22 protein-coding genes and 2 pseudogenes are annotated in these 26282 nt (G+C 74.7%); 12 read left to right on the forward strand and 12 right to left on the reverse strand.

Annotation, left to right across the window (positions count from 1 at the left end; genetic code table 11):
* The first annotated feature begins 202 nt into the window (after nt 1-202).
* The 5 genes from KSP35_RS19080 to KSP35_RS25320 all read left to right on the forward strand — a co-directional run bounded on the left by KSP35_RS19080 (nt 203) and on the right by KSP35_RS25320 (nt 8826).
* Nucleotides 203-2107 carry a hypothetical protein gene (locus KSP35_RS19080; protein ID WP_216997358.1) on the forward strand — a complete coding sequence of 635 codons (1905 nt, stop codon included), beginning with the start codon at nt 203-205 and terminating at the stop codon, nt 2105-2107.
* Entirely contained in the window at nt 2104-4308 is a 2205-nt protein-coding gene (locus tag KSP35_RS19085; RefSeq protein ID WP_216997359.1) for a YfhO family protein, read from the forward strand. The genes KSP35_RS19080 and KSP35_RS19085 overlap by 4 nt, the downstream gene beginning before the upstream one ends.
* Entirely contained in the window at nt 4305-4880 is a 576-nt protein-coding gene (locus tag KSP35_RS19090) for a hypothetical protein (RefSeq protein WP_216997360.1), read from the forward strand. The genes KSP35_RS19085 and KSP35_RS19090 overlap by 4 nt, the downstream gene beginning before the upstream one ends.
* On the forward strand, nt 4877-5731 hold the full coding sequence (locus tag KSP35_RS19095) for a hypothetical protein (protein ID WP_216997361.1): 855 nt from the start codon (nt 4877-4879) through the stop codon (nt 5729-5731). Before KSP35_RS19090 ends, KSP35_RS19095 begins: the two co-directional genes overlap by 4 nt.
* Before the next feature lie 125 nt (nt 5732-5856).
* Entirely contained in the window at nt 5857-8826 is a 2970-nt protein-coding gene (locus KSP35_RS25320) for a DUF11 domain-containing protein (RefSeq protein ID WP_216997362.1), read from the forward strand.
* Nucleotides 8827-8923: 97 nt separating this feature from the next.
* Here the strand turns inward: KSP35_RS25320 and KSP35_RS24815 are convergent, their stop codons facing one another.
* From KSP35_RS24815 to KSP35_RS19115, 5 genes and pseudogenes are all read right to left on the reverse strand, one after another.
* Nucleotides 8924-10285 carry a flavin monoamine oxidase family protein gene (locus KSP35_RS24815; RefSeq protein WP_305853088.1) on the reverse strand — a complete coding sequence of 454 codons (1362 nt, stop codon included), beginning with the start codon at nt 10283-10285 and terminating at the stop codon, nt 8924-8926.
* A complete protein-coding gene (locus tag KSP35_RS24820; protein WP_254127308.1) occupies nt 10282-10731 on the reverse strand; it encodes a hypothetical protein in 450 nt (149 codons plus the stop codon). Before KSP35_RS24820 ends, KSP35_RS24815 begins: the two co-directional genes overlap by 4 nt.
* A gap of 412 nt (nt 10732-11143) precedes the next feature.
* Nucleotides 11144-11515 (reverse strand): annotated as a pseudogene (locus KSP35_RS26185) (carcinine hydrolase/isopenicillin-N N-acyltransferase family protein); the annotation flags it as partial.
* Between the two features lie 76 nt (nt 11516-11591).
* Nucleotides 11592-12887, reverse strand: a complete 1296-nt coding sequence (locus KSP35_RS19110) for a DUF3089 domain-containing protein (protein WP_216997363.1) — start codon at nt 12885-12887, stop codon at nt 11592-11594.
* A gap of 34 nt (nt 12888-12921) precedes the next feature.
* Nucleotides 12922-13638 (reverse strand): histidine phosphatase family protein, encoded by a 717-nt coding sequence (locus KSP35_RS19115; RefSeq protein WP_216997364.1) that lies wholly within the window; start codon nt 13636-13638, stop codon nt 12922-12924.
* A gap of 76 nt (nt 13639-13714) precedes the next feature.
* Here KSP35_RS19115 and KSP35_RS19120 point away from each other — a divergent pair, with 76 nt between their 5' ends.
* The gene (locus tag KSP35_RS19120) at nt 13715-13990 is read left to right on the forward strand and encodes a hypothetical protein (RefSeq protein ID WP_216997365.1); all 276 of its coding nucleotides are present in this window, start codon (nt 13715-13717) and stop codon (nt 13988-13990) included.
* Between the two features lie 71 nt (nt 13991-14061).
* On the opposite strand, the gene KSP35_RS19125 is transcribed toward KSP35_RS19120, so the two are convergent.
* From KSP35_RS19125 to KSP35_RS19135, 3 genes are read right to left on the reverse strand one after another with little or no spacing between them, the layout of a single operon-like run.
* Nucleotides 14062-14823 carry a succinate dehydrogenase/fumarate reductase iron-sulfur subunit gene (locus KSP35_RS19125; protein ID WP_371748996.1) on the reverse strand — a complete coding sequence of 254 codons (762 nt, stop codon included), beginning with the start codon at nt 14821-14823 and terminating at the stop codon, nt 14062-14064.
* Nucleotides 14824-14828: 5 nt separating this feature from the next.
* Nucleotides 14829-16745 (reverse strand): fumarate reductase/succinate dehydrogenase flavoprotein subunit, encoded by a 1917-nt coding sequence (locus KSP35_RS19130; RefSeq protein WP_216997367.1) that lies wholly within the window; start codon nt 16743-16745, stop codon nt 14829-14831.
* 9 nt (nt 16746-16754) lie between these two features.
* Nucleotides 16755-17501, reverse strand: a complete 747-nt coding sequence (locus tag KSP35_RS19135; protein WP_216997368.1) for a succinate dehydrogenase cytochrome b subunit — start codon at nt 17499-17501, stop codon at nt 16755-16757.
* Nucleotides 17502-17718: 217 nt separating this feature from the next.
* Between KSP35_RS19135 and KSP35_RS19140 the strand changes: the two genes are divergently transcribed.
* Both KSP35_RS19140 and KSP35_RS19145 read left to right on the forward strand, forming a co-directional pair.
* Nucleotides 17719-18060, forward strand: a complete 342-nt coding sequence (locus KSP35_RS19140; protein WP_254126855.1) for a helix-turn-helix transcriptional regulator — start codon at nt 17719-17721, stop codon at nt 18058-18060.
* A gap of 46 nt (nt 18061-18106) precedes the next feature.
* The gene (locus KSP35_RS19145; RefSeq protein WP_216997370.1) at nt 18107-18562 is read left to right on the forward strand and encodes a hypothetical protein; all 456 of its coding nucleotides are present in this window, start codon (nt 18107-18109) and stop codon (nt 18560-18562) included.
* On the opposite strand, the gene KSP35_RS19150 is transcribed toward KSP35_RS19145, so the two are convergent.
* The 3 genes from KSP35_RS19150 to KSP35_RS19160 form a co-directional block, all read right to left on the reverse strand.
* Nucleotides 18503-19525: a carotenoid oxygenase family protein gene (locus KSP35_RS19150; RefSeq protein WP_216997371.1), complete on the reverse strand. Its 1023-nt coding sequence runs from the start codon at nt 19523-19525 to the stop codon at nt 18503-18505. The genes KSP35_RS19145 and KSP35_RS19150 overlap by 60 nt on opposite strands.
* Entirely contained in the window at nt 19482-19997 is a 516-nt protein-coding gene (locus KSP35_RS19155; protein ID WP_216997372.1) for a carotenoid oxygenase family protein, read from the reverse strand. The genes KSP35_RS19150 and KSP35_RS19155 overlap by 44 nt, the downstream gene beginning before the upstream one ends.
* A gap of 161 nt (nt 19998-20158) precedes the next feature.
* A complete protein-coding gene (locus tag KSP35_RS19160; RefSeq protein ID WP_216997373.1) occupies nt 20159-22336 on the reverse strand; it encodes a glycoside hydrolase family 2 protein in 2178 nt (725 codons plus the stop codon).
* A gap of 118 nt (nt 22337-22454) precedes the next feature.
* Here KSP35_RS19160 and KSP35_RS19165 point away from each other — a divergent pair, with 118 nt between their 5' ends.
* Nucleotides 22455-23861, forward strand: coding sequence for a magnesium chelatase (locus KSP35_RS19165; RefSeq protein WP_216997374.1), 1407 nt, complete (start codon nt 22455-22457; stop codon nt 23859-23861).
* 41 nt (nt 23862-23902) lie between these two features.
* The gene (locus KSP35_RS19170) at nt 23903-24292 is read left to right on the forward strand and encodes a VOC family protein (RefSeq protein WP_216997375.1); all 390 of its coding nucleotides are present in this window, start codon (nt 23903-23905) and stop codon (nt 24290-24292) included.
* A 21-nt stretch (nt 24293-24313) separates the two neighbouring features.
* Here the strand turns inward: KSP35_RS19170 and KSP35_RS19175 are convergent, their stop codons facing one another.
* On the reverse strand, nt 24314-25549 hold the full coding sequence (locus KSP35_RS19175; RefSeq protein WP_216997376.1) for a hypothetical protein: 1236 nt from the start codon (nt 25547-25549) through the stop codon (nt 24314-24316).
* A gap of 92 nt (nt 25550-25641) precedes the next feature.
* Between KSP35_RS19175 and KSP35_RS26190 the strand changes: the two are divergent.
* Nucleotides 25642-26025, forward strand: a pseudogene (locus KSP35_RS26190) (GNAT family N-acetyltransferase); the annotation flags it as partial.
* A gap of 58 nt (nt 26026-26083) precedes the next feature.
* Nucleotides 26084-26281: a GNAT family N-acetyltransferase gene (locus tag KSP35_RS19180; protein ID WP_216997377.1), complete on the forward strand. Its 198-nt coding sequence runs from the start codon at nt 26084-26086 to the stop codon at nt 26279-26281.
* The last annotated feature ends 1 nt before the right edge of the window (nt 26282 follow it).

Consider the following 26282-nt stretch of genomic DNA (forward strand, 5'->3'; position numbering starts at 1 on the left):
GGACGGCCCCAGACGGGCCGGACCGGGCGCGAACGGCCCGGAGACGGCCCATTCGCTACTACGAGGGGACAGACGTGTGCAAGATGGCACACCTCGTCGGACCGGGCGTGGCGCGCCGGTCCGGACGGGCCCCGGGCGTGGGATCTCCGGGGCGGGCGTCATGGCGGTGCCACGCTCTGGTCCTGCTGGCGTGGCTGGACGGATGGGGGAGGCGACGGCGCCCGTCGCCGCGCCGCGCCCCACGCCGCGCCCCCACGGCGCGGCGGTCGGCCCCCGGCCCGGGCGGGCGGGTGCTGCCCGCCGAGCCGCGCCCCGGCGAGGGCGGCGGCGGACGGCGCACGGCCCGCGGTGGGCCCTGGCCCTCGCTGCGCTGGGCAGCGCCGCCTGGACCGCTGCGCTGGCCAGCGTCGGCGGCTTCTACTACGACGACTTCTGGAACCTCACCGTCGCCCACGACCTCGGGTGGGGGTGGTCGTTCCTGGGGCGCCCGGTGTTCGGGCACGTGATACCGGGCGCCAACGCCATGGTGGGGCTCGTCGCCGGCCCCGGCGGGTTCCACCACGGCTGGGCGGTGGCCACCCTGGCGGTCCTGGCGGCGCCCATCCCGGTGCTGGGCGCCGCAGCCGCCCGTGCGCTCGGCGCCCGGCCGTGGCCGGCGGTGGCCGCCGGCGTGGTCGCATCGAGCTCGGCCGGGCTCGCGGCGGCGTCGGGCTGGTGGTCGGCCGGCCTGAACCTGTACCCCTCGGTGCTCGGGGGCATGGGCCTGGTGGTCGGGTTCGGTGTCGCTCGGAGCGGCCGGCGCTGGGGCGCTCCCGTCGCGGCTGCGGCGCTGGGCGTCGGCCTGGCCTGCTCGGAGGGCGCAGCGGTGTTCCTCGTCGTGCCGGTGGTGCTCGCGGTGGGCACCGGCTCGGGACCGCTCTTCTGGCGGCTCGTCCGGACGTGGGGCCGGCCCTCGGGGTGGGTGGTGGTCGCGACGCCCCTCCTCGCCGCGGTCGTGGCCCGGGCTTCGGCCGCGGCGCCGCTCGGCTCCGCTCCCCGCGCCCCGCTGGCCGACGTGGCGTCCTTCCCCCTGGTGTTCCTGGCCCGGGGGTTCCTCCCGAGCCTGGTGGGCCTCACCCCCGGGCGCGTCGACCTCCTCGGCCGGCCGGTGCTGAGCGTGTTGGCCGGCGTCGTCGGCCTCGTCGTGGCCGGCCTGGCGCTGCGCGACCGGCTCCGCCCCGGCTTCGCCGTCCCCGTGGTGGCCGTGGCCCTCGTGGTCGCGGCTCGCGCCGGGCTGGTGGCCTGGTCTCGCCTGGCCCTGCTCGGCTGGGACGACGCCGTCGAGCTGCGCTACCACGCCGACCTGGCGTGGCTGGTGCCCGTGCTGGTGGCGGCCTGGTGGCAGCCCGCCGGGCGTCGAGCCCGGTCCACGCCTGCTCGCCGGCGCCGGCTGGTGCTCGCGGTCGGCGTCGTGGCGGCGCTCGGCCTCGTCGGCCAGGTGGTCACCACCTCGGGCGAGCCGGCGCGGGCCAGCCGGGCGTACCGCGATCGGCTCGCCACGTCGTGGGCCGATCAGCCGTCGGGGACCGCCGTGCTCGACGCGCTGGTGCCGGCCGAGGTGCTCGGCCCGCAGTTCGGCGAGTTCCTGTTCCTCTCCCGCACGGTCGCCCGTGGCGGGTTGGACCTGCGCTACGGGCCGGCGTCGCGGGTGGTCGCTCCGGACGGATCGGGGCGGCTGGTGCCGGTCCGCCTCGGTCCGGTGGCCGACCTCCTACCAGACGCCGCCTTCACCGCTGCGGGCGAGGCCGGCGTGGACCACCGCGGCGGGTGCTGGGTGGCCCGCGACCGGCCGGCGCTGGTGTGGGTGCCGCTCTCGCGTCCCGTCCTCCCGGCCGCCTGGGTGCTGGACCTGCGGCTGGCCGGCCGGTCGGCGACGGCGGTGTCCTTCGTGGCGGCGGGGCAGGCGCCCGCAGCACCGATCGCGGCGAGCCCGGAGGGTCGGGGCCGCCGTCGGTGGGTGGTCACGACCGTCCCCTTCACCGCCTCGCAGGTCGGCTTCGCCATCCCGGCCGGTGAGCGGTTCTGCCTCGCCTCGGGCGTGATCGCCGCGGCCGAGGCCCGGCCGTGACGGCCCGAGGCGCCGTCCGGTGGCTCGTCGACCGCGCTCGGCCGGTGGCGGCGCCGGGGCCGGCCGCGGTGGGCGTCGTGGTGGCCGTGCAGCTGTGGGCCCTGCGCCACCTCTTGCGGCTGGTGTCGTGGCCCAACGACCTGTCGTTCCACGCCTCGATGGTCGACTGGGCCACCGGTCGCTTCCGAGCGGGCCAGGTCCCCACCGACGGCTGGTACCCGCGCTTGTCCGGCGGGCTCCCGCAGTTCCACCTCTACCAGAGCCTGCCGCACGTGCTCACCGGGCTGGCGGGCACGGTGATCGGCCCCGAGCGGGCCACCCACCTGGCCCTGTGGCTGCTCGTGGCCACCTGGCCGGTGGCCGTCTACCTCGGCGCCCGCGCCCTCGGGCTGTCGCCGCTGGCCGCGGCGGCGGCTGCGGCCTGCTCGCCCCTCGCGCGCTCGGCCACCGGGTACGGGTTCGAGCCCTACAGCTACCTCTGGATCGGCAACGGGCTGTGGTCCCAGGCCTGGGGCATGTGGGTGGCGCCGCTGGCGCTGGGGTGGACGGCGCGGGCGGTGCGCACCGGCGCCGGGTGCGGCCGGGCCGTGCTCGCCGTGGGCCTGACGGTGGCGTTCCACCTGCCCACCGCCTGGTTCGTGCTGCTGGCCCTGGGGCTGTGGCTCCTGGTCCGGCCGAGCGAGTGGCGGGCCCGGCTCCCCCGTGCGGCCGGGCTCGGCGTGCTGTCCGTGCTCACCGCGGCGTGGGTCCTGGTGCCGTTCCTGGTCGACCGCTGGGCGAGCAACGCCTCGTCGTTCAACGGGCAGGGAAGCTTCGCCGACTCCTTCGGCTGGCGACGGGTGGGCGGCTGGCTGCTCGCCGGCGACGTGCTCGACGCGCACCGGATCCCGGTCCTGAGCGTCGCTGCGCTGGCGGGGCTGGCGGTGGCACTGGCCACCTGGCGGCGCAGCGCGCCCGGCGGCCGTGAGGTCGTCGCCCTGGTGGGGCTGTCGACGGTGCTGTTCGTGGGCCGCGATCCGTTCCGGCTCCCCATCGCCGCCCTGCCGGGGTCGTCGCAGGTCTTCCTCCACCGCTACGTGGCGACGCTCCAGCTCGGCCTCGTGCTCGCGGTCGGCCTCGCCGTCGAGGCGGCGTGGCGGTGGTTGGCGTCGCGCCCGCCCGAGGCGCTCAGCCGTCCGGCGAAGGGCCTGGCGGCGGGGGTGGCCGTGCTGGCGCTGCTCGCGACCCCCGTGCGGTCGACGGCCCGGCTGTTCCACGAGGACGCCAGCTGGGTGCGGCAACAGGAGCGCCAGGACCGCGACGAGGGCGGCGACGCCGCTGCGCTGGTGGCCATCGCCCAGCAGCGAGGCGGGGGTCGGATCTTCGCCGGCAAGCTGAACGGGGCAGGCCGCGACCTCCGCATCGGCTCGGTGCCCGCCCCGATCTGGCTGGCCCACCTGCCCGTCGATGCCCTGGGCTTCACGCTCCGCGTCTCGGCGCTCGCCGCCGACCTCGAGACGTACCTCGACGAGCGGTCGGTCGCCGACCTCGACGCCTTCGGGATCCGCTACCTGCTCGTGCGGGCGGGGCAGGAGCCACCGGCCGGCACCTGGTTCCTCGCCGCGCGGGGGGACCTCCAGCTCTGGGAGGTCCCCGGCGACGGCCTGGTGTCGACGGCCCACGTCCTCGGCCCGGCCCTCCCCGTCGGGCGCGACGCCCTGGCCGCGGAGCTGCTACCCGTCCTGCGCGCCCAGGGTGGCTCGCCCACCGCGGTCCGGCTCCTCGACCTCGAGGGGCGGTCGCCGGCGGTGCCGACCCAGCGCGACCACCTCGACGTCCCTCCGGGGACCCTCACCGGCACCCGGCTCGACCTGGAGGCCGGACGGCTCGACACCACCACCCACTTCCGGACCGCCGGGGCGGTCGTGGTGAAGGCCAACTGGCACCCGAGGTGGCAGGCCACGGTCGACGGGAAGCCGGTGGCGGTCGCCGCGGTCGCCCCCACCTGGCTCGCCGTCCCGGTCGGGCCGGGACACCACCACGTGAGCCTGCGCTACCGGCCGTGGCCCTGGACCCCGCCGCTCGTCGCGCTGGCCATCGCCGCGGTGGTCGCGGGTTGGTGGTGGTCCGGGCGGGCCCGCCGGGCCGGTGCCCGGCGCGCCGAGGGCGAGGTCGGCGTCGCCGCCGACGAAGCCCCCGCAGCCCTCGAGGTGCCGGCATGACCGACCCTGGTGCGGGGTCGAGCGCGCGGCCCCTCGTCGGTGCGCTCGCGCTCCTCGTGGCCGCGACCCTTGCGGCCTGCGGCACCCCCCACGGCCTGCCGTCCGTCTCCGCTCGACGGGTCCCGGCCTCGTCGCCGCTCGCGAGGATCGAGGTCCGACGGCCCGACTCGTTCGCGACGCTCGACCGGCTGGTGGCGCCCGAGGGGCGGACCGTCCTCGTCCTGGTGGGCCCGGGGTGCACCCGCTGCCTCGCGCTGCTGGACCGGCTGGCGGCCACCGCCTTCGGTCGCCGTCCCTTCTCGGTCCTGGTGCTCGAGGCCGATCCGTCCGACGGGTCGGCGCCGCCTCCGGCCGTCGCCCAGGCGTGCGTCCGCCTCGGGCTCAGCCGCTGGAGCGTGCCCGCCCGCTCGGCGTCGGGCACCCCGGCCCGGGTCGGCCCCGCGCTCGGGCTGGCGCCCGCCGACCGGTCCGGCGTCGCGGTGGTCGCTGCCGACGGGCGCCGCCTGGGCCGCTGGTCGGGTGCACCGGAGCCGGCCGACGCAGCCGACATCATCGAGGAGGCAAGAGGATGACGACCACGCCACGGGTGGGAGCGGTCCGGTCGACGGGCGGGGGCTCGCCAGGTCGATCGCTCCCGGTGGTGGTGCTCGCCGTCGCGCTCGTCCTGCTGGTGGGGGTCGCCGGCGGCCGAGCCGCTGCCGACGTCCCCACCGGTCCGACCGGTCCGACGGGGCCGACCGGTGCGATCGGACCGAGCGGCGCGGCGCCGATCGCCTGCTTGGACGGCCGGCTGCGGCCGCGCGACGACTGCCCCACCGTGCAGGTGGGGGTGTCGCTGCGCGTGGACGGTGACGAGCTCGAGGTCCGGATCGCCAACGCCGGGGCCCGGCCGTGGGCGGGCGGGCCGGTGGCCGTCGAGCTGCCGCTGCCGGGGTCCGGCTCCGGTGCGCCGGACGACGAGCACGGGCCCACGGGGGCGGGGAGCGCAGCCGGTGCGGCCGAGGTGGCCGTGCGTGCCGGCGTGCGGGTGGGCCGGTGCGTGTTCGAACCGGTCGAGCGGCTCGCGCCGAGGCGGGCGCTGACCTGTCGCCTCCCGCGCTCGGGGTTGGCCGACGGTGAGCACGTGCTCTGGTTCACCGGCTTCGTCGGCGGGCTGCCCGCTGCGGCTGGGGACCTCGGCGATGCCGCCCCCGCCGTGGGGGTGGTGCCGGTGGCGACGCCACGCTCGCTCCGCTTCCGGCTCGTCGGCTCCACCGTCGCGGTCCTCGACGCCGCGACCGGAGCGGTCGCGGTCACCCGACCGGCTGCGACGACCGCCGAGCGCGGGGACGGGCCCGGACCGGTGCTGGCGGTGGTGCTGGGGTCGGGCCTGGTGGTGGCGCTCACCGTGGTGGTGCGGGCCCGGCGGCGTGCCGCCCGCTGACGGCGCTCCAGCCCCTCGCGTGCGAAGGCTGCCCGGACCTCCGTCATGATCGGCGGCGGATCTGCTCCCTGCTCTCTGGGACGACTCGGCACCGGGCCGAGCTCGCGTGCGACAGGGGCCATTCGATGCTGCGAACGAACCGACCACGGCGAGCGGTGGCGGCGCTCGCCGGCGCCACGGTGCTCTTGGGCCTGGGGCTGGCCTCGCCAGCGGAAGCCGGTCCCATCAGCGGCATCCCGGGGTCCTCGAGCTTCGTGCCGGCGAACCCGGGCGCCGGCGGGACTACCTCGTCCACCGGCACCGTCCCGGCCGGCGTGTGCCGGGGTCGCATCGAGGCTCGCGGCGGCGACGGCCAGCAGGTCGAGGACGGCCTGGCGGGCACCGGCTCCATCGTCCGTGGCACCTTCGCCGTCACCCCGGGCCAGGCCATCGACGTGCGTCGGGCCTCCGGCGGCACGGGCGGCCGCGGCGCCGGGAACCCCGGCGGAGACGGCGGTGACGCCATCGAGGTCCTCGTCGGCGGGAGCACCCGCATCGTCGCCGGCGGCGGTGGCGGCGGCGCCAACAACTCCGACGACTCCGCCAACACCGCCGACAACGGCCGCGGCGGCAGCGCCGGTCGCGCCACCGCCACCGGCGTGCAGAACGGCCAGGGCGGCTACGGCGGCCAGGCCACCAGCCCCTCGGGGGCCTCGGGCGGTGCTGGTGACGGCGACAACGGCACGGGTGGCGGCGGCGGCACGGGCGTCGTGGGGGCCGGTGGCGCCGCGGCGTCCAACGGTGGCAGCGGCGGGTCGGCCGGCTCGGGCCGGACGGGCGGGACCGGCGGCGACGGCGAGGACGAGTTCTTCGCCGTGGGAGCCGGCGGTGGCGGCGGTGGCGGTGGGGCCGGCTACGCCGGCGGTGGCGGCGGCGGTGGCGGCGAGGACGACCTCGCCGACGGCAACCCCGACGTCGGCGGTGGTGGTGGCGGCGGCTCGTCCTACGTCGACGCCAGCGTCCTGCTCGGCAACCGGCAAGAGGTCGCCTCGACGGTCAACCACCAGATCGACGCCCTGGCCAACGGTGCCGGGTTCGACGCCAACGTCGGCGCGACCATCACCTGGTTCCCGTGCGCCTACGACCTCGGGATCACCAAGACCCCCGCTCGGACCGCGGTGTCGGCCGGCGACGTCGTGACCTGGACCCTCGTGGTGACCAACTCCGGTCCGGACGCCATGTCCGCCAACACCGCGGCGGCGCCCGCCGGCGTGCCCGCCGATCGCGACACCGTGGTGATCACCGACTCCATGGTCCCCGCCGGCGCCTCCCTGGGCGCGCTGCCCAGCAACTGCCGGTCGACCGGTGGCGGGTTCCCGGTCACCTGCTTCAACATCGCCTCGGGCGCCAGCGTCTCGGTGCCCGTCAACTACACCGTGCCGGCAGGCACGGCCTCGGGCACCTGCTACCCGAACACGGCCAGCATCGACGCGCAGCGCCCGTCGGCGCCGGCCGGCGGCGATGCTCTGCCCAACGCGTCCTCGGCCCAGCAGGTCTGCGTGCTGGCCGACACCGGCCTGGCGAAGGTGGCCGGCAGCACGACGGTCCAGCGGGGTGGCTCGCTGACGTGGACCGTGACGTTGACCGCGGCGGACCCGATCGCCCCCGGCGGCCTGCCGACCATCGTCGACACCGGCCTGCAGAGCCTGCCGGCCGGCTTCACCCTCTCGAGCACCACCATCGGCGGGACGCCGGCGGGTTGCACCGGCACCACCGTGGTCGGGTGCACCGGTGGCCTGGCTGCCGGCCAGTCGATCACCGTGACCTACGTGGTGGCCGTGCCGTGCACGGCCCGCACCGGGTCCGTGCTCTTCAACAGCGCCTCGGCGCAGGACGAGGTCCGGACCGGGCCGGAGTCGGCCGACGAGGCCGGCGCCAGCGTGCTGGTGGTCGACAACCCGGCCTGCCCCGCCGAGCCCTCCGGCCCGAGCGGCCCCACGGGCGCCACCGGCCCCACGGGAGCGACGGGCGCCACCGGGGCGACGGGTGCCACGGGCGCCACCGGGGCAACGGGGCCGACCGGAGCGACCGGGGCCACGGGTGCCACGGGCTCCACGGGTGCGACGGGTGCCACCGGGGCAACGGGGCCGACCGGTGAGACGGGTCCCACGGGTGCCACGGGTGCCACGGGGGCGACGGGCGCCACCGGGGCAACGGGGCCGACCGGAGCGACCGGTGCGACGGGCTCCACCGGGGCGACGGGGCCGACCGGTGAGACGGGTCCCACGGGTGCCACCGGTGCGACGGGTCCGACCGGCGCCACGGGTCCGACGGGTGCGACGGGTGCCACCGGGGCGACGGGGCCGACCGGTGAGACGGGTCCCACGGGTGCGACCGGTGAGTCGGGCCCGACCGGCGCCACGGGGCCGACCGGTCCGACGGGTGCGACCGGCCCGACGGGTCCGACGGGTGCCACGGGTCCGACGGGTGCGACGGGTCCGACCGGTCCGACGGGTGCGACGGGTCCGACCGGCGCCACGGGTCCGACGGGTCCGACGGGTGCGACGGGTCCGACGGGTGCCACGGGCCCGACGGGTGCCACCGGTCCGACGGGTGCGACGGGTCCGACGGGTCCGACGGGTGCGACGGGTGCGACGGGTGCCACCGGTTCGACGGGTGCCACGGGCCCGACGGGTGCGACGGGTCCGACGGGTGCCACGGGCCCGACGGGTGCCACGGGCCCGACCGGTGCGACCGGCCCGACGGGTCCGACCGGTGCCACGGGTGCGACGGGTCCGACCGGTCCGACGGGCTCCACCGGTCCGACGGGCTCCACGGGGCCGACGGGCTCCACGGGTGCGACGGGGCCGACCGGCTCCACGGGCGCAACCGGCTCGACCGGGCCCACCGGCCCGTCGGTGCTCATCGAAGATCCGGTGGTCAAGGGGAACGGGGCCGGCAACGGCTCGGGCTCCGGCAGCGGGTCGGGTGGCGCAGGGGCGCTGCCCCGCACGGGTGCCGACCTGGACCACCAGATCCTGGCCGGTGGCGGGCTGTCGCTGGCGGGCGGTGCGGTCCTGCTCGCCACGCGGCGTCGCCGTCGATCGGCGGCCTGACCCCGGGTCGTTCGGTGCCGTCGCCTCGGCCGGGCGGCGGCACCGACGGCGTCCAGCGATCCCGGCGGCCGGCGAGCCGGTCCGCAGGCCCGAGCGATCAGGCCAGGAGCGTCACCACGTCGGCGGCGGTGGCTTCGCCGGAGCGCACGGCGCCCTCCATGTAGCCGTTCCACACCGGTGAGCACTCGGCCCCGGCCCAGTGCAGGCGGCCCACCGGCGCTCGGAGGGCGTCGCCGTAGGCGGTCCAGACCCCCGGCGTGAAGTGGGCGCCGTAGCAGCCCCGGCTGAACTCCTCGCCCATCCAGTCCCGCTCGAGGTACTCCAGCGGCTCGGCGGCCTGCGGGCCGAAGTAGCGCACGAAGCAGTCGATCGCCGCCTGGCGCCGTTCGGCGAGGGGAAGGCGGGCGAACCGCCGGCCGTCGTTCGCCTCCATGAACCCCATGAGCACGCCCGGCGTTCCCGACGGCGGCGAGTTGTCGAAGGTGACCTTGATCGGGCCCTGGTCCGAGGCTGCCTGGCCGTTGAGCCCGTCGGCGCGCCAGAAGGGCTCGGGGTAGACGGCGTAGAGCTTGATGACCGAGCCGGCGGGGAGCCGTTGGGTGAGCTGGTCGCGCCACGAGGGCAGCGCCGGTCCGTACTCGATGCGCCCGGCCAGCGTGGGCGGCAGGGTCACGATCACGTGGGATGCCTCGTGCACCTCGCCGCCCCGGGTGCTCACCCGCACGCCGTGTGCGTCGTGGTCGATGCGCCGCACCGGCGACGACAGCCGCACCTGGTCGCCCAGGCCGTCGGCCATGGCCTCGCTGATGCGGATCGAGCCGCCGACGACGCGGTCCTGCTGGGCGCCCCGGTCGACGGCGAGGAGGGTCTCGAGGTCGGTGCCGGAGTGGGCGTAGAAGAGGGCGTGCAGCGCCGAGAGGTCGGTGGACTCGGCGGAGAACACGGCTTCGCACGCCACCCGGAAGTACGAGCGGCCGGTGGTGGTGCGGAGGTTGCGGCGGATCCACGTCTCGAACGTCTGGCCGTCGAGGTCGTGGGCGCGGTCGGCCTTCCACGGCTCGGTGAGCGAGATCTTCGACGCCGCCTTGGTGAAGCGGGCCATGCCCTGGGCCAGGTCGGCCAGCGCGAAGGGGTTCAGCTTGGGCACCGCGCCCTTGTGCGACTTCATGCGGGAGGTGCTGCCGCCCAGCTGGATGAGCGTGGCGCCCTCGTTCCAGGTGGGGAACGTCTCGAGCCCCAGCTCGGCGATGAGCTCGTACATGCGGTTCTGGGTGGGCCCGACCCACTGGCCCCCCAGCTCGACGGGCGTGCCGTCGGCGGTGAGGCCGCCCTCGGTGCGACCGCCCACCCGGTCGCGCGCCTCCAGCACCGTGACGTCGATCCCGGCGGCGGCCAGGTGGCGGGCGGCGCTCAGGCCGCTGAGCCCGGCGCCGACCACGATCACGCCCGAGCCGCTCACGAGGCCACCGCCGCGGTCGATCCGGCCTGGGCCGACGGCTCGGGGTCCACCGCCAGGCCGGCGGCATCGTCGAGGCCCGACCACAGCGAGCGCAGCCAGCGGGGCCGTCGGTCGGGGAGCCCGGCGTGCACCAGGTCGTCCAGCCACGCCTGCTCGAGCTCGTCGGCGGCGGCGAAGGCCTCGGCGGTGGTGGGCGGCGCAGCCAGCCAGGCGGCCTGGGTGCGGTCCCGGCCGGCGGCGTAGCGGGCGGTGGCCGCGGCGTGGTCCCGGAGGCTCAGGCGGTGCAGGCGCTCGTGGCGCCACCACGCGCTGTCGGGGTCGGCGTGGTTGGTGGGATCGGGGCCGAGGTCGGTGGGCTGGCCGACGCGCACCGGCTTGAACAGCGACGTGCAGGGAGCGGCGGTCGCGGTCACCCAGTGCAGGGGGTCGGCCCGGAGGTCGGCCACCCAGGACGACGTGGTCTGGGTGGACGTGACCTTGCCGCCGGCGTGGGCGCAGGGCGCGCCGAGGGCGCCGTTGAGGGGCGACCAGCGTGGCGAGGGGTCGTCGCCGTGGTCGCGGAGGGCGGCGAAGAGGTCGGCCGGCGTGGTCGACCGGGCGGCCGACGCCTCGGTGCGCGCGGCGCAGGGAGCAGGACGCCACCCGGCCCTTGAGCCGGTCGGCGTGGGCCTCGGCGAAGCCGGCGATCGTCAGCCCGTTGGAGATCGAGCGGCCGGGGCCGCGGACCTCCTCGGTGGCCCAGTGCACGTCGGCGGTCTCCAGCACGATGGCCCCCTCGGGGTCGGCCACCAGGAAGCTGTTGTGGTACGTGAACCCGGGCCGCTCGTGGCTGCACGCCCCGCCCTGGCCGTGGCGCTCCAGCAGCTCCACCACGACCTGCACGGCCTCGGCGGCGGTGGTGGCTCGCTCGAGCGCGAGCCGCACCAGGTCCATGCCGAGCAGCGCGGTCTCGCCCTTGGGCCGCTTGGTGAACACCGCCTCGTTGCCGATCACCACGCCGTGCTCGTTGGCCCCCATCTCGGCGCCCCACATCCACCACGGCTGGGACAGTGCGACGGCGTGGGTGCGGGCGACCTGGGGGATCGAGATCCAGGTGCACGCCACCTCGGCCCCGGGGACGTGGTCGGCGGCGGCGTGCCAGCGCAGGACCTGGGCCTCGTTGGGGTCGCGGTCGCTGTTCTTGGCGAAGAGCACGCCGTCGTCGGTGAGGCTGACGAGGGTGTCGCACATGGCCGGGAGGCTACCGAGGCCCCAGCGGGGCTGGGGCCTCGCCGCCGGCAACGGCGCGCTCGAGCCGAGCGGCCGTTCAGCGGTGGGCGGCAGCCTGCTCGCGCACGCGGTCGACGATGTCGCCCATGGTGAGCGAGACGTCGACGAGGTGGAGGCCCCACTCGGGGGTGAGGTCGCCGCCGATGTCGTCGGCCCGAGGATCGGCGGGGTCGCCGTGGACCGTGACCTCCAGGTAGCGGAAGCCGTCGCGCTCGGTGCAGCGTCCGCTGACCAGTCCGGGCACCGAGACGAAGGGGGTGGTGATCGCGTCGCCGGCGGCGCCGGGGAGCCAGGGACCCTGCTTGCCGCCGCCCAGCGAGCCCAGGATCGACACCGTGGTGTCGGCCGGGAGGTAGGCGTGGAGGTCGTCGCCGTCGGCCGGGCTCACGCACCCGGCCACCAGGCCCTCGCCGCCGCCGCGGGGCTTGCCGAAGTACGCGCTGGCCGGGGGTGGGGCGGTCGATCGGAACGACGACCAGGTGGTCACGCACCCCGTGGGCGAGGCCGAGGAGCACAGCGGCACGTGCTGGAAGTCGCCGCCCACCGCCTTGCCGGCCGGGACGCCGACGGCGGTGCCCGCCAGGTAGGCGCCCACCAGCTCGCCCCGCACGTCCTCGTGCGGGTCGACCTCGGTGCGGATCAGCTGGTCGAGCAGGCCGGCGCCCTGGGAGTGGCCGAGCAGCACGAAGCCCCGGCCGTGGTTGTCCTCGGCCAGGTAGGTCCGGAAGGCGTCGAGCACGTCGGCGAACGGGTCGGCCTTCGGCCCCTCGAGCGGCTTGCCGCTCAGCCGTCCCAGCAACGAGGGCAGGGTCGCCTGGCGGTAGACGGGGGCGAACACCCGGCAGACCGACCCGAGCCGGGCGGCCTGCTGCTGGGTGACGTAGCCCTCCTCGTCCGGTGAGGCGTCCCAGTCGCTGAAGGGCGTCTCGTCGCGCGAGATGGTCGGGTACACGTAGAAGCAGTCGATGGGGGCGTCCGGGTCGGCGGTGAACCGCTCGACCGACGTCGTGCCGTCGGCCTGGATGATGGTGGTGTCGAGGTCGCCGTCGCACGCGCCGTCGGTGGCGTCGGGCCGGCACAGCCAGTGCGCCGGGTCGTCGTAGCTCTTCGACCGGTAGTCGGCGTAGCGCTCGAGCGTGGTCCCGTCGGTCCCGTCGGCCCGGTCCCCGCCCCCGCCGGCGTCGGTCGTGGAGGTCGTCGCGGCACCGTCGGCCGCGGTGGTGGCCGATCGCGAGCGGGCGCCGTCGCTGCCGTCCGACGAGCACGCGCCCAACCCGAGGGCGGCCACCGCCACCACCGCCGCCAGCTTCCGCACCGTCCTCGTGGTCCCCATGGGCGCCGACCGTACCGTCACCTCGGTGGGCGGTTCAGAAGGTGCGGTCGGGCACCGGCAGGTGGTTGGCGTCGCCGAGGGCGCGCAGCGACCAGATGTGGGCGCCGGCCATGGGCGTGGTGGTGAGCAGCGCCACCGAGGCGTGGCCCATGCTGAACCGGTCCCACTCCCACGGCTCGGGGGCGGCGCCGAGCAGGTGGGCGATGATCGTGGAGTTGGTGCCGCCGTGGGCCACGGCCACGATGCGGTCGGCAGCGGGGCCGTCGGCCGGCGGCGCCAGGTCCCAGAGCCCGGGCTCGGCGGCCGGCGTCACGCCCAGGTCGGCCAGCAGGCCACGCAGGCCGGTGGTCACCCGCTGGTGGAAGTCGCGGAGCGACTCGCCGCCCTCGTGGCCCTCCCACCAGGCCTCGCGGCCCTGGCGCTGGAGGTCGGCGAAGCGCTGCTCGATCTCCTCGATGGGCGCGCCCTCCCAGGCCGGCGGGTTGCGCAGCTCCCACAGCCACTCGTGGGTCTCGATCGGCAGGTCGAGGGTGGCGGCGATCGGGGCCGCCGTCTCCTGGGCCCGGACGGCTGGCGACACGAAGAGCCGGTCGACGTCGCCCCGGCCCGGGAGGTCCTCGGTGTCGGCCAATCGTTCGCCCACCCGGGCGGCCTGGGCGTGGCCGAGGTCGGTCAGGCCGGGGTCGTTGCGGCCCTTGCCCTCCGGGGTGGCCCAGGCGGGTTGGCCGTGTCGCACGAGGATCAGTTCCATCCGTGCCGACCCTACCGACCACCCGGTCCCGCCCCGGCGGTAGGTTCGCGAGCACCGACGACCCCGGGAGGCCGCCATGGCCCAGCTCGACCCGAAGCGCATCCAGGCCATGGTGGAGGAGGCCATCGACGAGGGCGCCACCTCCGTCGAGGAGATCCACCAGGCGGTGGCGGCGGCTCCGCTCGAGGCCCTCAAGGGCATCGACGCCCTCGCCGGCCCGGCCGAGACCGCCCAGGACCTCGCCGGTCGCAGCATCGGCGCGATCTACGACACCATCCGCACCGTCAACGAGCAGGTCGGCATCTTCGCCGAACGCCTCCTGGGCCAAGCCGAGGAGCGCGCCGGGGACTGAGCCCGAGCGCGCCGGTGCCCGGCCGAGGCCGGGCACCGGGGAGCCGTTCGTGGTGGGCGGGTGCCCGGCCCTCAGCCGCGGCTGAGGGTCTTGCGGTTCTTGAACTTCGACTTCAGGTAGTCCTTGTTCATCAGGGCGATGAAGTCGATGGAGATCTCCTTCGGGCACGCCTCCTGGCACTCGCCGTGGTTGGTGCAGGAGCCGAAGAACTCCTCCATGGTGTCGACCATGGCCTCCACCCGGCTGAAGCGCTCGGCCTGGCCCTGGGGCAGCAGGTTGAGGTGGCCCACCTTGGCGGCGGTGAACAGGTTGGCCGCCGAGTTGGGGCAGGCCGCCACGCAGGCGCCGCAGCCGATGCAGGCCGCGGCGTCCATGGCGGCGTCGGCCACCGGCTTGGGGATGGGGGTGAGGTTGGCGTCGGAGGCGCCGCCGGTCTCGGCGGTGATGTAGCCACCGGACTCGACGATGCGGTCGAAGGCCGACCGGTCGACCATGAGGTCCTTGACGATCGGGAACGCGGTGGCCCGCCAGGGCTCGATCACGATCTCCTGGCCGTCGTGGAACTTGCGCATGTGGAGCTGGCAGGTGGCCGTGCCCTTCTGCGGGCCGTGGGCCTGGCCGTTGATCATCAGCGAGCAGGTGCCGCAGATGCCCTCGCGGCAGTCGTGGTCGAACACCACGGCTTCCTTGCCCTCGTTGATGAGCCGCTCGTTGACGACGTCGAGCATCTCCAGGAACGACATCTCGTCGTTGATCCCGGGGGCGGCGATGGTGTCGAAGGAGCCAGGGGCGTCGGGGCCGGCCTGGCGCCAGATCTTCAGGGTCAGGTTCAGCTCGTTCACTTGTAGCTCCGGACGGCGAGGTGGACGTTGTCGAACTCGAGCGGTTCGGTGTGGCGGTTGGGGGCGCCGGGGTCGCCGGTCCACTCCCAGGCGGCCACGTGGGCGAAGTGGTCGTCGTCGCGCTCGGCCTCGCCCTCGTCGGTCTGGTGCTCGGCCCGGAAGTGGCCGCCGCAGGACTCCTCGCGGGTGAGCGCGTCGAGGCACATGACCTGGGCGAGCTCGAAGAAGTCGTCGATGCGCCCGGCCTTCTCCAGGGTCTGGTTCGTGCTCTCGCCGGTGCCGGTGACGCGCAGGTCGGTCTTGAACTGCTCGTGCAGGATCGGGATGAGGCGGAGCGCCTCCTGCAGGCTCTCCTTGGTGCGCTCCATGCCGCAGTGGTCCCACATGATCTTGCCGAGCTCCTGGTGGAAGGAGTCCGGGGAGCGGGTGCCGCCGATGGCGAGGTACCCGGCGAAGCGGTCCCGCGCCGCCTGCTCGGCCGCCTGGAACTCGGGGTGGTCGGTGGGGACCGGCGTGGTGCCGAGCTGCGGGGCGAGGTAGTTGCTGATGGTGTTGGGCAGCACGAAGTACCCGTCGGCCAGGCCCTGCATCAGCGCCGAGGCGCCGAGGCGGTTGGCGCCGTGGTCGGAGAAGTTGGCCTCGCCGGCGGCGTAGAGCCCGGGCACGGTGGTCATGAGCTCGTAGTCCACCCACAGCCCGCCCATCGTGTAGTGGACCGCGGGGTAGATGCGCATGGGCACCTTGTACGGCGACTCGTCGGTGATGCGCTCGTACATCTCGAAGAGGTTGCCGTAGCGCTCGCGGATGGTGTCCTCGCCGAGCCGGGCGATGGCGTCGGCGAAGTCGAGGTACACGCCGTTCTTGAGCGGGCCGACGCCCTTGCCCTCGTCGACCACGACCTTGGCGGCCCGGCTGGCGATGTCTCGCGGGGCGAGGTTGCCGAAGCTCGGATAGCGCCGCTCCAGGTAGTAGTCCCGGTCCTCCTCGGGGATCAGCTCGGGGGAGCGGGTCTCGTCGGGGCTCTTCGGGCACCAGATCCGGCCGTCGTTGCGCAACGACTCCGACATCAGCGTGAGCTTCGACTGGAAGTCGTCGCTCTGCGGGATGCACGTGGGGTGGATCTGGGTGTAGCAGGGGTTGGCGAAGGCGGCGCCGCGCCGGTGGGCCCGCCACGCAGCCGAGGCGTTGCACGCCATGGCGTTGGTGGAGAGGAAGAAGGCGTTGGAGTAGCCGCCGGTGGCCAGCACCACGGCGTGGGCCGAGTGGCTGGTGACCTCGCCGGTGAGCAGGTCCCGGACCACGATGCCGGCGGCCTTGCCGTCGACCACCACGACGTCGATGAGCTCGGTGCGGTTGTGCAGCTCGACGTTGCCGAGCCCGATCTGGCGGGCCAGCTGGGAGTAGACGCCGAGCAGCAGCTGCTGGCCGGTCTGGCCCCGGGCGTAGAAGGTGCGCGACACCTGGGCGCCGCCGAAGGAGCGGTTGTCGAGCAGGCCGCCGTACTCCCGGGCGAAGGGCACGCCCTGGGCGGTCATCTGGTCGATGATGCGGACCGACTCCTCGGCCAGGCGGTAGACGTTGGCCTCACGGGACCGGAAGTCGCCGCCCTTCACGGTGTCGTAGAAGAGGCGGTACACCGAGTCGCCGTCGCCCTTGTAGTTCTTGGCGGCGTTGATGCCGCCTTGGGCGGCGATGGAGTGGGCCCGGCGAGGGGAGTCGTGGAAGGTGAAGGCCTTCACGTTGTAGCCCTGCTCGCCGAGGGTGGCGGCGGCCGCCCCGCCGGCGAGGCCGGTGCCCACGACGATGATGTCGTACTTGCGGCGGTTGGCCGGGTTCACCAGCTTGCGGTCGAACTTGTAGTTCGTCCACTTCTCGGCGATGGGGCCGTCGGGGATCTTCGAGTTGAGCTCCATGGTGGTCCCTCAGTTCCCGACGATGCCGGCGAGCACGGCGATGGGGAACGACACGTTGCCGATGACGATGATGGCGGCGAAGCCGGCGGCGAAGTTGCGTCGCATGGCGTTGAACCGCGGGTTGTTCCAGCCCATCGACTGGAACAGGCTCCAGGCCCCGTGGAAGAGGTGGATGCCCAGGGCCAGGTTGGCCACGATGTAGAGCCCGGCCACCGGGAAGCGGCTGAGGCTGTGGTCGACGTTCTGGTAGGCCTCGCCGCGCACGTAGGTGGCGCCGGTGCCGGTCCAGCTCAGGTCGAACAGGTGCCAGATCAGGAAGAGGCCGAAGATGACGCCGGTCCAGCGCATGGTGCGGCTGGCGAAGTTGGCGGCGATGTAGTCGCGCTTCGACTGGTACTTCACGGTGCGGGCGGCGTGGTTCATCCGGGTCAGCGAGTACGCCGAGTGGATGTGCAGCCCGAAGGCCCCGATCAGGCCCAGGCGCAGGAGCCACAGGGCCACGGTGCGCGGGAGGATCGGCACGATCAGCTCCCGGAGGAACTCCCCGTAGTGGTTGAAGTCCTCGGCGCCCAGGTACATCTTCAGGTTGCCCACCATGTGGGCGAACACGAAGCCCATGAGCATGATCCCGGTGATCGCCATGACGTACTTCTTGCCAAGGGCGGACCGGTAGAACTCGACGGGGAAGGGGGCCTTGCGCTTTGCCTTGGTGGAGCCGGCCGCAGCCTTGCCCCGGGCAACTGTTGTCGTAGCCATCGCCGCCGACGCTACCCCTGCACGACTCCGCCACAAGAAACGGCGCGGACCCCCTCTGACGGGTCGTCAGAGGGGTGGTCCCGACCTAGGCTCACGGCGACCCGGGAGGCCGGGCGTCGAACGGGCTGGTCGACGGGGGGAGCGAGGGTTCCGCTACTGATCGGTCTGTCGACCGATCAGTCGCATCCTGGGATCTTGGGCGCAGATGGAAGGGACCATGCAGCGCGTCGTCGGCGCCAACATCCGCCGCGTGCGGAAGGCCCAGGGCCTCTCGCAGGAGACCTTCGGCGAGTCGGTCGGCTGGCACCGCACCTTCGTGGGGGCCGTGGAGCGCGGGGAGCGGAACCTCACGCTGCGCACCGTCGAGCGCATCAGCGACCAGCTCGGCGTGCACCCCATCGACCTCCTCTGGGACCGCGCCGCCGTCGCCGTCCAGCTCGACGCCGACGGGACGCTCCGATCCGTGGAGCCCCGCGCCGACCTGCGGGCGGCGGACGGCGGCACCGAGGCGGCGCCGGCCGGCGACGCCGGCGCGCGGCGACCTCGCCCCTCCCGATAGCGGTCGTCGCCCCTTCCCTGTCAGAGGGGGCTGCCATCATCTGCCGATGGCGGCATGGAACCCCTGGCGCGCCCTCCGGGCGATGGACGTCGACCTGTGGTTCGCCGCGCTCGGAGGCCCCCGGGGGCTCTGGACCCGCACCGGCGGCCGGGACGAGATCCTCCTCGAGGAGACGTTGGGCCGCCGTGAGCGGCGGGAGGTCCTGGCCCACGAGCTCGTCCACGTCGAACGGGGCATCGGGTGGCCCCTCGCCACCGCCGCCACCATGCAGCTCGAGGAGGACCGGGTGTGGCGGGTCGCCCTGCGGCGCCTCGCCCCGCCCGCGGAGGTGCGGGCCTTCCTCGTCCGGCGCGCCACGGTGGGGCCGGTCTCGGTGGCCGACCTCGCCGAGGAGTTCGACCTGACGATCCAGGGGGCCGAGCGGGTGGCCCACCTGCTGTCGCTAGAGGTCGGCGTCGTCCACCCAGAGGCCATGGAACCCGAACGGCACCCGGACCGGTAGCTCCACCTCGGCCACGGGGCCCCGCCGCATGGCCTGGGCGTCGAAGATGCCCAGCGACGACCGGTCGGTCCGGCGGTCCCAGATGTAGGTGAGGACGAACCCGTCACCCTCGTCGTCGCCCGTGGGCACGAAGAAGCCCTCGCCCGACCGGCGGTCCGGGCCCGGGTCCCACACGTCCTCTTCGCCGGTCTGCAGGTCGAGGTGGCAGATGCCCTTCAGCTCGAAGCCGTGCTCGGCGTCGACGCTGGTGGTGGTGGCGAACCAGCCGTGGCGGTTGGCCCGGCCGAGGTGGCGGCGGTCGATGGTCGGCAGGTCCATCTCGCGGTCGGTGACCCGACGCTCGGCGACGGTCAGCTGCGCGCCCCCGGTGCCGATGCGCCACTCGGTGAGGTGTGATGGCACCAGGTCGCCCTTGGGGCCGAAGGCCTGCTCCAAGCGGTGCAGGTGGACCACCACGTCGTCGCCCTCGCGGTGGGCGTTGAGGCCGTGGAAGGCGAACCCGAGCGGCACGTCGGCCCAGCGGATGTCGGCGCCGCTGCCGTCGAGCGGCATGACCCCCACGCGGGACGGGCCCGAGGGGTCCCAGTGGAAGGGGATCGACGGGTTGGGGTTCTTGGCGTCGGCGCCGAAGACCACCGGTCCGATCCAGAACACGGCGTCCCGGTCGGTGACGGCGAAGTCGTGGATCATCGTCGCCGCGTCGACGGCGATCGGGCTGACCGTGTCGAGCACGCCCTTCGGGTCGGCGGCGTAGTAGGTCAGCCCCGGCTTCAGGAACTCGTAGCCGAAGAAGTGCATCCGGCCCGTGTCGGGGTCGATCTTCGGGTGGGCGGTCATGGTGGGGCCGAGCTTGCCGCCGTAGCCGAAGGCGCCCTTGGTGGAGAGGTCCCTCGGGTCGAGCTCGAACGGCCACCCGACCTCACCGGTGGTCAGGAGCTTGCCGGCGTGGTGGACCAGCGCCACGTTCGACTGGTTGTTGGCCTTGCCGGGGATGCCGCCGAACTCGAGCAGGTCCTTGCCCGCCGCCTGCAGGGGGGGTCCGCACGTAGCGGTTGCGGTACCACTTGGCCCTGCCGCCGCCGAGCTGCACGCCGTGGACCATGCCGTCGCCCAGGAACCAGTGCAGCGACCTGCCGGTGGGCGGGTTCGAGCCGTTGCGGACGAACAGGCCCGACAGCGCCGCAGGGATCGATCCCTTGACGCGGAGGTCCGTGAAGGTCTCCTCGGTGGTGACCGGGGCGAAGTTGCCCTGCTCCCAGTACGGGACGTCCGGGTCGTAGCCCGCCGACGCCCGCAGGCTGGTGGTGGTCGCCGCGGTGCTGCTCGGGCTGCCGGTCGCCCGGGGATCGTCGTCGCTGGCGCACCCGGCGAGCAGGCCCAGGCCCCCCCACGGAGATGCCTGCCGCGCCCAGGCCGAGGGCGCGGAGCACGTCACGGCGCGCTCCAGGCCTCGTCGTCGTTCCCCCGTGCTCGTCCCACCGCGTCCCCTCGCTCCCGGCTCGGTCGGCGCTTCCCCTGCGCCGACGGCTGGCGAAGGTGTAGCACCTGCGGCGACCGAGGACGTGACCGGGAGCGGGTGCCCTCCGGGTGCGACGGTCAGCGGGTGACGATGCGGCTGCGGTCGGTGCGCACGATCGGCCCGTCGGGCACGCCGTCACCGGCGAGGGTGACCTCGAGGGCGACCGGTCCGGGGCGCTCGGGGACCTCGATCGGCAGGGTGCCCACGCGGACCACCGAATCGGCCTCGACGTCGCCGCCGAAGCGCCACCGCTGCTCGCCGTCGGCCCACGTGAGCTTGGCGGTGACCTCGATGTCGGCCACCGGCACCCGGAGGTCCGAAACGACGTGGACGTCGAGGGCGTGGGTGGCCCCGGCCACCAGCTCGACGGGCAGCCGGTCGGCCACCACGATCACGGGGCGGCAGGCGTCGCGGAGCGCGGCGTAGCCGGCCTTGGGCACCCGCTCGTGGTCCAGGACCGACCACGACACGGCGGGGTGGCCGTCGGCGAGGTGGAGCTGGGCGAACCCGCCGGTGGGCCGGTACTTCAGGCGACGCAGGGTCTCGACGTGGTGGCGGAGCAGCTCGGCCTGGTAGGCCTGGGTGGCCTCCCGCCACGACGCGAACGACGGGTGGTCGGCCGGCGGCACCCGCTTGTCGAAGGTGGCCTTCTGCAGGCCGTGGGTGCGGGCGAGGCGATCCCAGTCGAGGTCGGGCCAGCGCTCGGGCTCCAGGAAGGCATCGGTCTCGGGCACGGCCTGGGCGCCGAACTCGGACACGAACCGCACCTGGCGGGGCACCAGGCGGGCGAACCCCGGCAGGTCGCGCTCGTCGCCGTGGTGCCAGCCGAAGGAGAGGTGGCTGTCGGTGCCGTCGAGCAGCGGCGGGTGGGGGAGCACGCCGGAGTGGGCGATCACGGGCCGGGTGCCGTCGGCCTTGTCGATGGCCCGCTTCACCGAGCGGTCGAGGATCGTCTTGTTCCAGGTGGGCAGCTCCTGGGCGGCCACGTACCGGCCCAGGTGGGCGGTGAGGTCGCTGCCCTCCGTCGCCGGGTCGAGGTCGAGCGCCAGCGGCTCGTTGTGGCCGCACCAGATGGCCACCGACGGGTGGTGGCCGAGCAGGTCGACCGCCTCGCGGGCCTGGCGCTGGGCCTGCTTGCGGATGGTCCGGGCGTAGCCCCGCTGCAGGGGGAAGTCCTGCCACAGCAGCATGCCGGCCTCGTCGGCGGCGTCGTAGAGCTCGGGCCGGGAGATGTGGGCGTGGATCCGCAGCAGGTCGAGGTTGGCGTCCTTGGCCAGCGTGACGTCGCGGCGCAGCTCGTCGGGCGTCGCGTCGGCCAGGGCCAGGCGGGTGGGCCCGAGGTTGGCCCCCTTGAGGAACAGCCGCTCGCCGTTGACGTGCAGCACCCAGGCCCGGAGGTGCACCTGGCGCAGGCCGATGCGCCGGGTCAGCCGGTGGCTGGCCGGGGTGCCGTCGGGGAGCTCGTCGGCGCCCTCGGGGTGCGGGGTCACCTCGACCACGACGTCGTGCAGGACCGGCTCCCCCAGGGCGTGGGGCCACCACAGCTCGGGGTCGTCCACCCGGATGGTCCACTCGACCTGGTTCTCGCCGGCGGCCAGCCGCCGCACGTCGACCAGCTCGGTCTCGCCGACGGTGGACCGCAGCGTCACCTCGCAGGCGTCGGCGGCGTCGAGCACGGCGCGGAAGGCCACCTGGGCGCGGGTCTCGTTGGCGTCGCGGCACAGCACCCGCAGGTGGCGGATGCGGACCGGTCCGGTGCGCTCGAGGCTCACCGGCCGCCAGATCCCTCCGGGGTTGGCGTCGGGGTCACCGCTGTCCCAGTCCTGGAACACCCCGGTGATGTTGCGCTTGGCGGCGCGGTCGCGCTGCGGGCTGCAGGTGACCTCGACCCCGAGGGCGTGCTCCCGCCGCTCCGCCAGGGCGCCGGTCACCTCGAAGGTGTGGGGGAAGAAGTAGCCCTCGGTGTCGCCCACGTAGCCGCCGTCGAGCCACACGTCGCCCTGGTAGAAGAGGCCGTCGAAGCGCAGCCACCACCGCTCGTCGCCCTGCGGGCCGTCGTGCTCGAAGGCGGTGCGGTAGAGCAGCGGCCCGTCTTCGTCGGCGAAGCCCTCGCTCCCGCGCCAGTGCCCGGGCACCGCGATGGGTGCCCAGCCCTGCTGCTCGGCCGCGGCGAGGTCGGCGGGGCCGTCGTCGAGCCAGGTCCGCCGCAGGTCCTCGTCGGCCACGATCGCCTGCCACGACCCCTCCAGTTCCATCCGGACGACGCTACCGGTCGCCCACCACCCCCCGTTCTGGCGACCTCACCGCCGGGTCGCAGCGATCATCGGGTGGGCGGCGGACGCGGTGGGGGAGGGCGGCGATAGCGTCGGCCAGATGTCGAACCGGGCTGCCACGATCGGTCAACTGCGCGACTCCGGGTGGGAGTCGATCCCCGTCAAGGAGGAGCTGCGCCGCAACGCCGTCGCCCGCATCCGGGCGGGCGAGCCGCTGGTCGACGCCGTGCTGGGCTACGAGGACACGGTCCTGCCCCAGCTGGAGAACGCCATCCTGGCGGGCCACGACGTCATCTTCCTGGGCGAGCGGGGCCAGGCCAAGACCCGCATGATCCGCTCGCTCACCGGCCTGCTCGACGAGTGGCTGCCGATCATCGCCGGCAGCGAGATCAACGACGACCCCTACGCACCGGTGTCGCGCCACGCCCGGGAGCTGGTGGCCGAGAAGGGCGACGACGCCCCCATCGACTGGATCCACCGCGACACCCGCTACGGCGAGAAGCTGGCCACGCCGGACACCTCCATCGCCGACCTCATCGGCGAGGTCGACCCCATCAAGGTGGCCGAGGGCCGCTACCTCTCCGACGAGCTCACCCTGCACTACGGCCTCGTGCCCCGCACCAACCGCGGCATCTTCGCCATCAACGAGCTGCCGGACCTCGCCGAGCGCATCCAGGTCGGCCTGCTGAACGTGCTCGAGGAGCGCGACGTGCAGATCCGGGGCTTCAAGGTCCGCCTGCCGCTCGACGTGATCCTGTTCGCGTCGGCGAACCCCGAGGACTACACGAACCGGGGCCGGCTGATCACCCCGCTGAAGGACCGCTTCGGCGCCCAGATCCGCACTCACTACCCGCTCGACGTCGAGACCGAGATGGCCATCGTGGAGCAGGAGGTCCGCCCGCTCGAGGGCGATGGGCTCGAGGTGGTGACGCCGCCGTTCATGGCCGAGATCGTCTCCACCATCTCCCAGCTCGCCCGCCAGAGCAGCCACGTGAACCAGCGCTCCGGCGTCTCGGTGCGGCTCACCGTCACCAACGCCGAGACGCTGGTGGCCAACGCCGCCCGTCGCGCCCTGCGCGCCGGTGAGGACCAGGTCGTGCCCCGCGTGTCGGACCTCGAGGCCCTCGCCGCCTCCACCTCCGGCAAGGTCGAGCTCGACACGCTGGACGACGACGGCGGCGAGATCATCGAGCGCCTCGTGCAGGCGGCGGTCCTGCAGGTCTTCCGGGACCGGCTCGACGTGGGCCAGCTGCGCGGTGTGCTCGAGGCGTTCGACGACGGTCGGGTGATCCACGCCGGCGAGGACGTCGCCGCCGCCGACGAGGTCGCCCTCGCCACCGAGATCCCCGCCCTGCGTGATGCGGTCGTCGCCCTCGTCGAGGACGACGAGCGCCCGGGCGTGGTGGCCAGCGCCGTCGAGTTCGTGCTCGAGGGCCTGCACCTGTCGAAGCGGCTGAACAAGGACGCCGACCACCGGGGCACCCGGGCCACCTACCGGGCGCGCTGAGCCCGCCAGCACCCTCGGGCCGGGCGCGCGACGATGCGCCCATGCTCGATCACCTCTCCATCCAGGTCGACGACTTCGCCGCCGCCGGCTCCTTCTACGACGCCGTCCTCGAACCGCTCGGCTACCGCCGGCTCATGGACTTCGACGGTGCGGCCGGGTACGGCGAGGCGTTCCCCAGCTTCTGGATCGGCACGGCCACGGACGCCATCCCGAACCGGCAGACCCACATCGCCTTCCAGGCGCCGAGCCGTGAAGCGGTGGAGGCGTTCCGGGACGCCGCGGTGGCCGTCGGCGCCGAGGTCCTCCACGAGGCGCGGGTCTGGCCCGAGTACCACCCCGGCTACTACGGCGCCTTCGTGCGCGACCCCGACGGCAACAACGTCGAGGCCGTCCACCACGACTTCTCCGCTGCCCCGGAGGCGGACGGGTAGCGCCGGCGGCCGGCTCGGCGCTCAGCCGCCGAAGGGCTTGGCGCAGTCCCAGGCCTGCTCGATCTCCACCTTCTGGCGGCCGAGGTAGGCGTTCGGGTGCTCGCGGCGGCAGCGCCAGTCGGTGACCACCGGGCCCCACCCGACGCCCACGCCGGCCTTCCCGCCGGTGGCCTCGTTCGGGTTGTCGGGCTGCACGAGGTCGAGGCGGACCACGCAGAACAGCAGCTGCAGCGCCACCAGGCCCACGAGGAGCGCCGGCTTGCGGTGGAGGGCCACGGCCAGGGCCACCGCCAGGCACAGGAGGCAGGGCAGCAGGTGCGGCATCTTCCAGGGGAAGCGCACGAACAGCGCCTGGGAGAGCACGAAGCCCGGGACGGCGAAGCGGACGAGCCACGAGGTGCGCCAGGTGCGCAGGGCGGCCCAGAGGGCGGGCACCGCGAACAGCAGGACCACGCTGGCCACCGGGCCGAGCAGCGTGAGGTCCTTGATGGCGGCCCGACCGAGCTGCACCACCAGGGTCGAGGTGGCGAAGTCGTTCTGGGCGAAGGCCAGCCCGCCCGCCGCCACCACCGAGGGGATGAACAGGACGGCGGTGACCACCGCGGCCACGGCTGCGGTCACCACGGCGCGCCGGCGCGACCTGGCCCGATCGGCGGTCGGGGCGTCGGTGTCGCCTGCGGCGACGGAGCTCGCCGGAGACCGGGGCTCGGTGAGCTCGGCCAGGAGCAGGGCGAGCACCAGGAACGCCGAGCCGATGCGGCACCCCATCGACGCCGCGGCAAGTGCGCCGGCAAGCACGGGCCGGTCCGAGCGCAGGGCGAGGGCGGCGAGCACGACGAACAGGAGGGCGAAGACGTAGTCGGCGGTGGAGGTGGCGGCGACCAGGAACCACGGGTTGGCGGCCACCAGGGCGAGGGCCCACCGTCGGCCGGGGCCGAGGCCTTCGCGGGCGAGCAGGCGGTCGAGGGCCAGCAGCAGGCCGATGGCGGCGGCGATGGACGCCAGGTTGGTGAGCAGCGGTCCACCCACCAGGTCGAGCACGCCGACCACCAGCTCGTGCACCGGCGCCCCAGGGGCCCGGCTGGGGACGTAGGAGAGGTGGCGGGCGATGGCCCGACCGGAGCGGAACACGTTGCCGACGTCGAGGTCGTTGCCCGGCCCGGAGACGGCCATGGGGATCCCCACGACCAGGGCGAGCAGCCCTCCGGCGAGCAGCCAGCGGGTGGACTCGTCACGCACCCGCAGCCGTTCCAGCACGATCGGCGAGTCTACGGACCCCGCCTCCAGCGGCCGGAGCGCCGGTCGGAACGCGCTGTCGTCAGGCCGCCCTCCTGGAGCAGGCTGCCGCCATGCCTGTGCCCGCCGCTCCCGCCGCCGACCCCCACCGCTGGTACGCCCAGGAGGAGCTCACCGGCGCGCTCGTCCACCTCCGGCCCCTGCGCCACGAGGACGCGGCCGGCTTCCTCGCCGCCCTCCACGCCGGGAGCGGCGCCGACGCCGTGTACGAGTTCCTGGGCAAGGGCCCCGCCCCGGCCACCGAGGCCGCAGCACAGGCCGAGGTGGACGCCGCCCTGCGCGCCCGGGCACGGGGCGAGCGCCTGGCGTTCGCCCAGGTCGACCTCGCCAGCGGCGAGCTCATCGGCACCACCAGCTACTACGAGGTCTCCCCGGCCTCGCGCTCGCTGGCGATCGGCCACACCTGGCTGGGCCGGCCGTGGTGGCGGACGGGGCACAACACCGAGTCGAAGCTGCTCCTCCTGGCCCAGGCCTTCGACGTGCTCGGCGCGGCGCGTGGTCTGGCACACCGACCTCCTCAACGAGCGTTCGCAGGCGGCCATCGCCCGCCTGGGTGCGGTGCGCGAGGGCGTGCTGCGCAAGCACCGCATCCGGGCCGACGGCACCTGGCGGGACTCCGTGCAGTTCGCCATGACCGACGACGACTGGCCGGAGGTGGCCGCCCGCCTCCGGCAGCGCCTGGCCGCCGGCTGAG

Source organism: Aquihabitans sp. G128 (assembly GCF_019048865.1).
In the GTDB taxonomy this organism is placed as follows: domain Bacteria; phylum Actinomycetota; class Acidimicrobiia; order Acidimicrobiales; family Iamiaceae; genus Aquihabitans.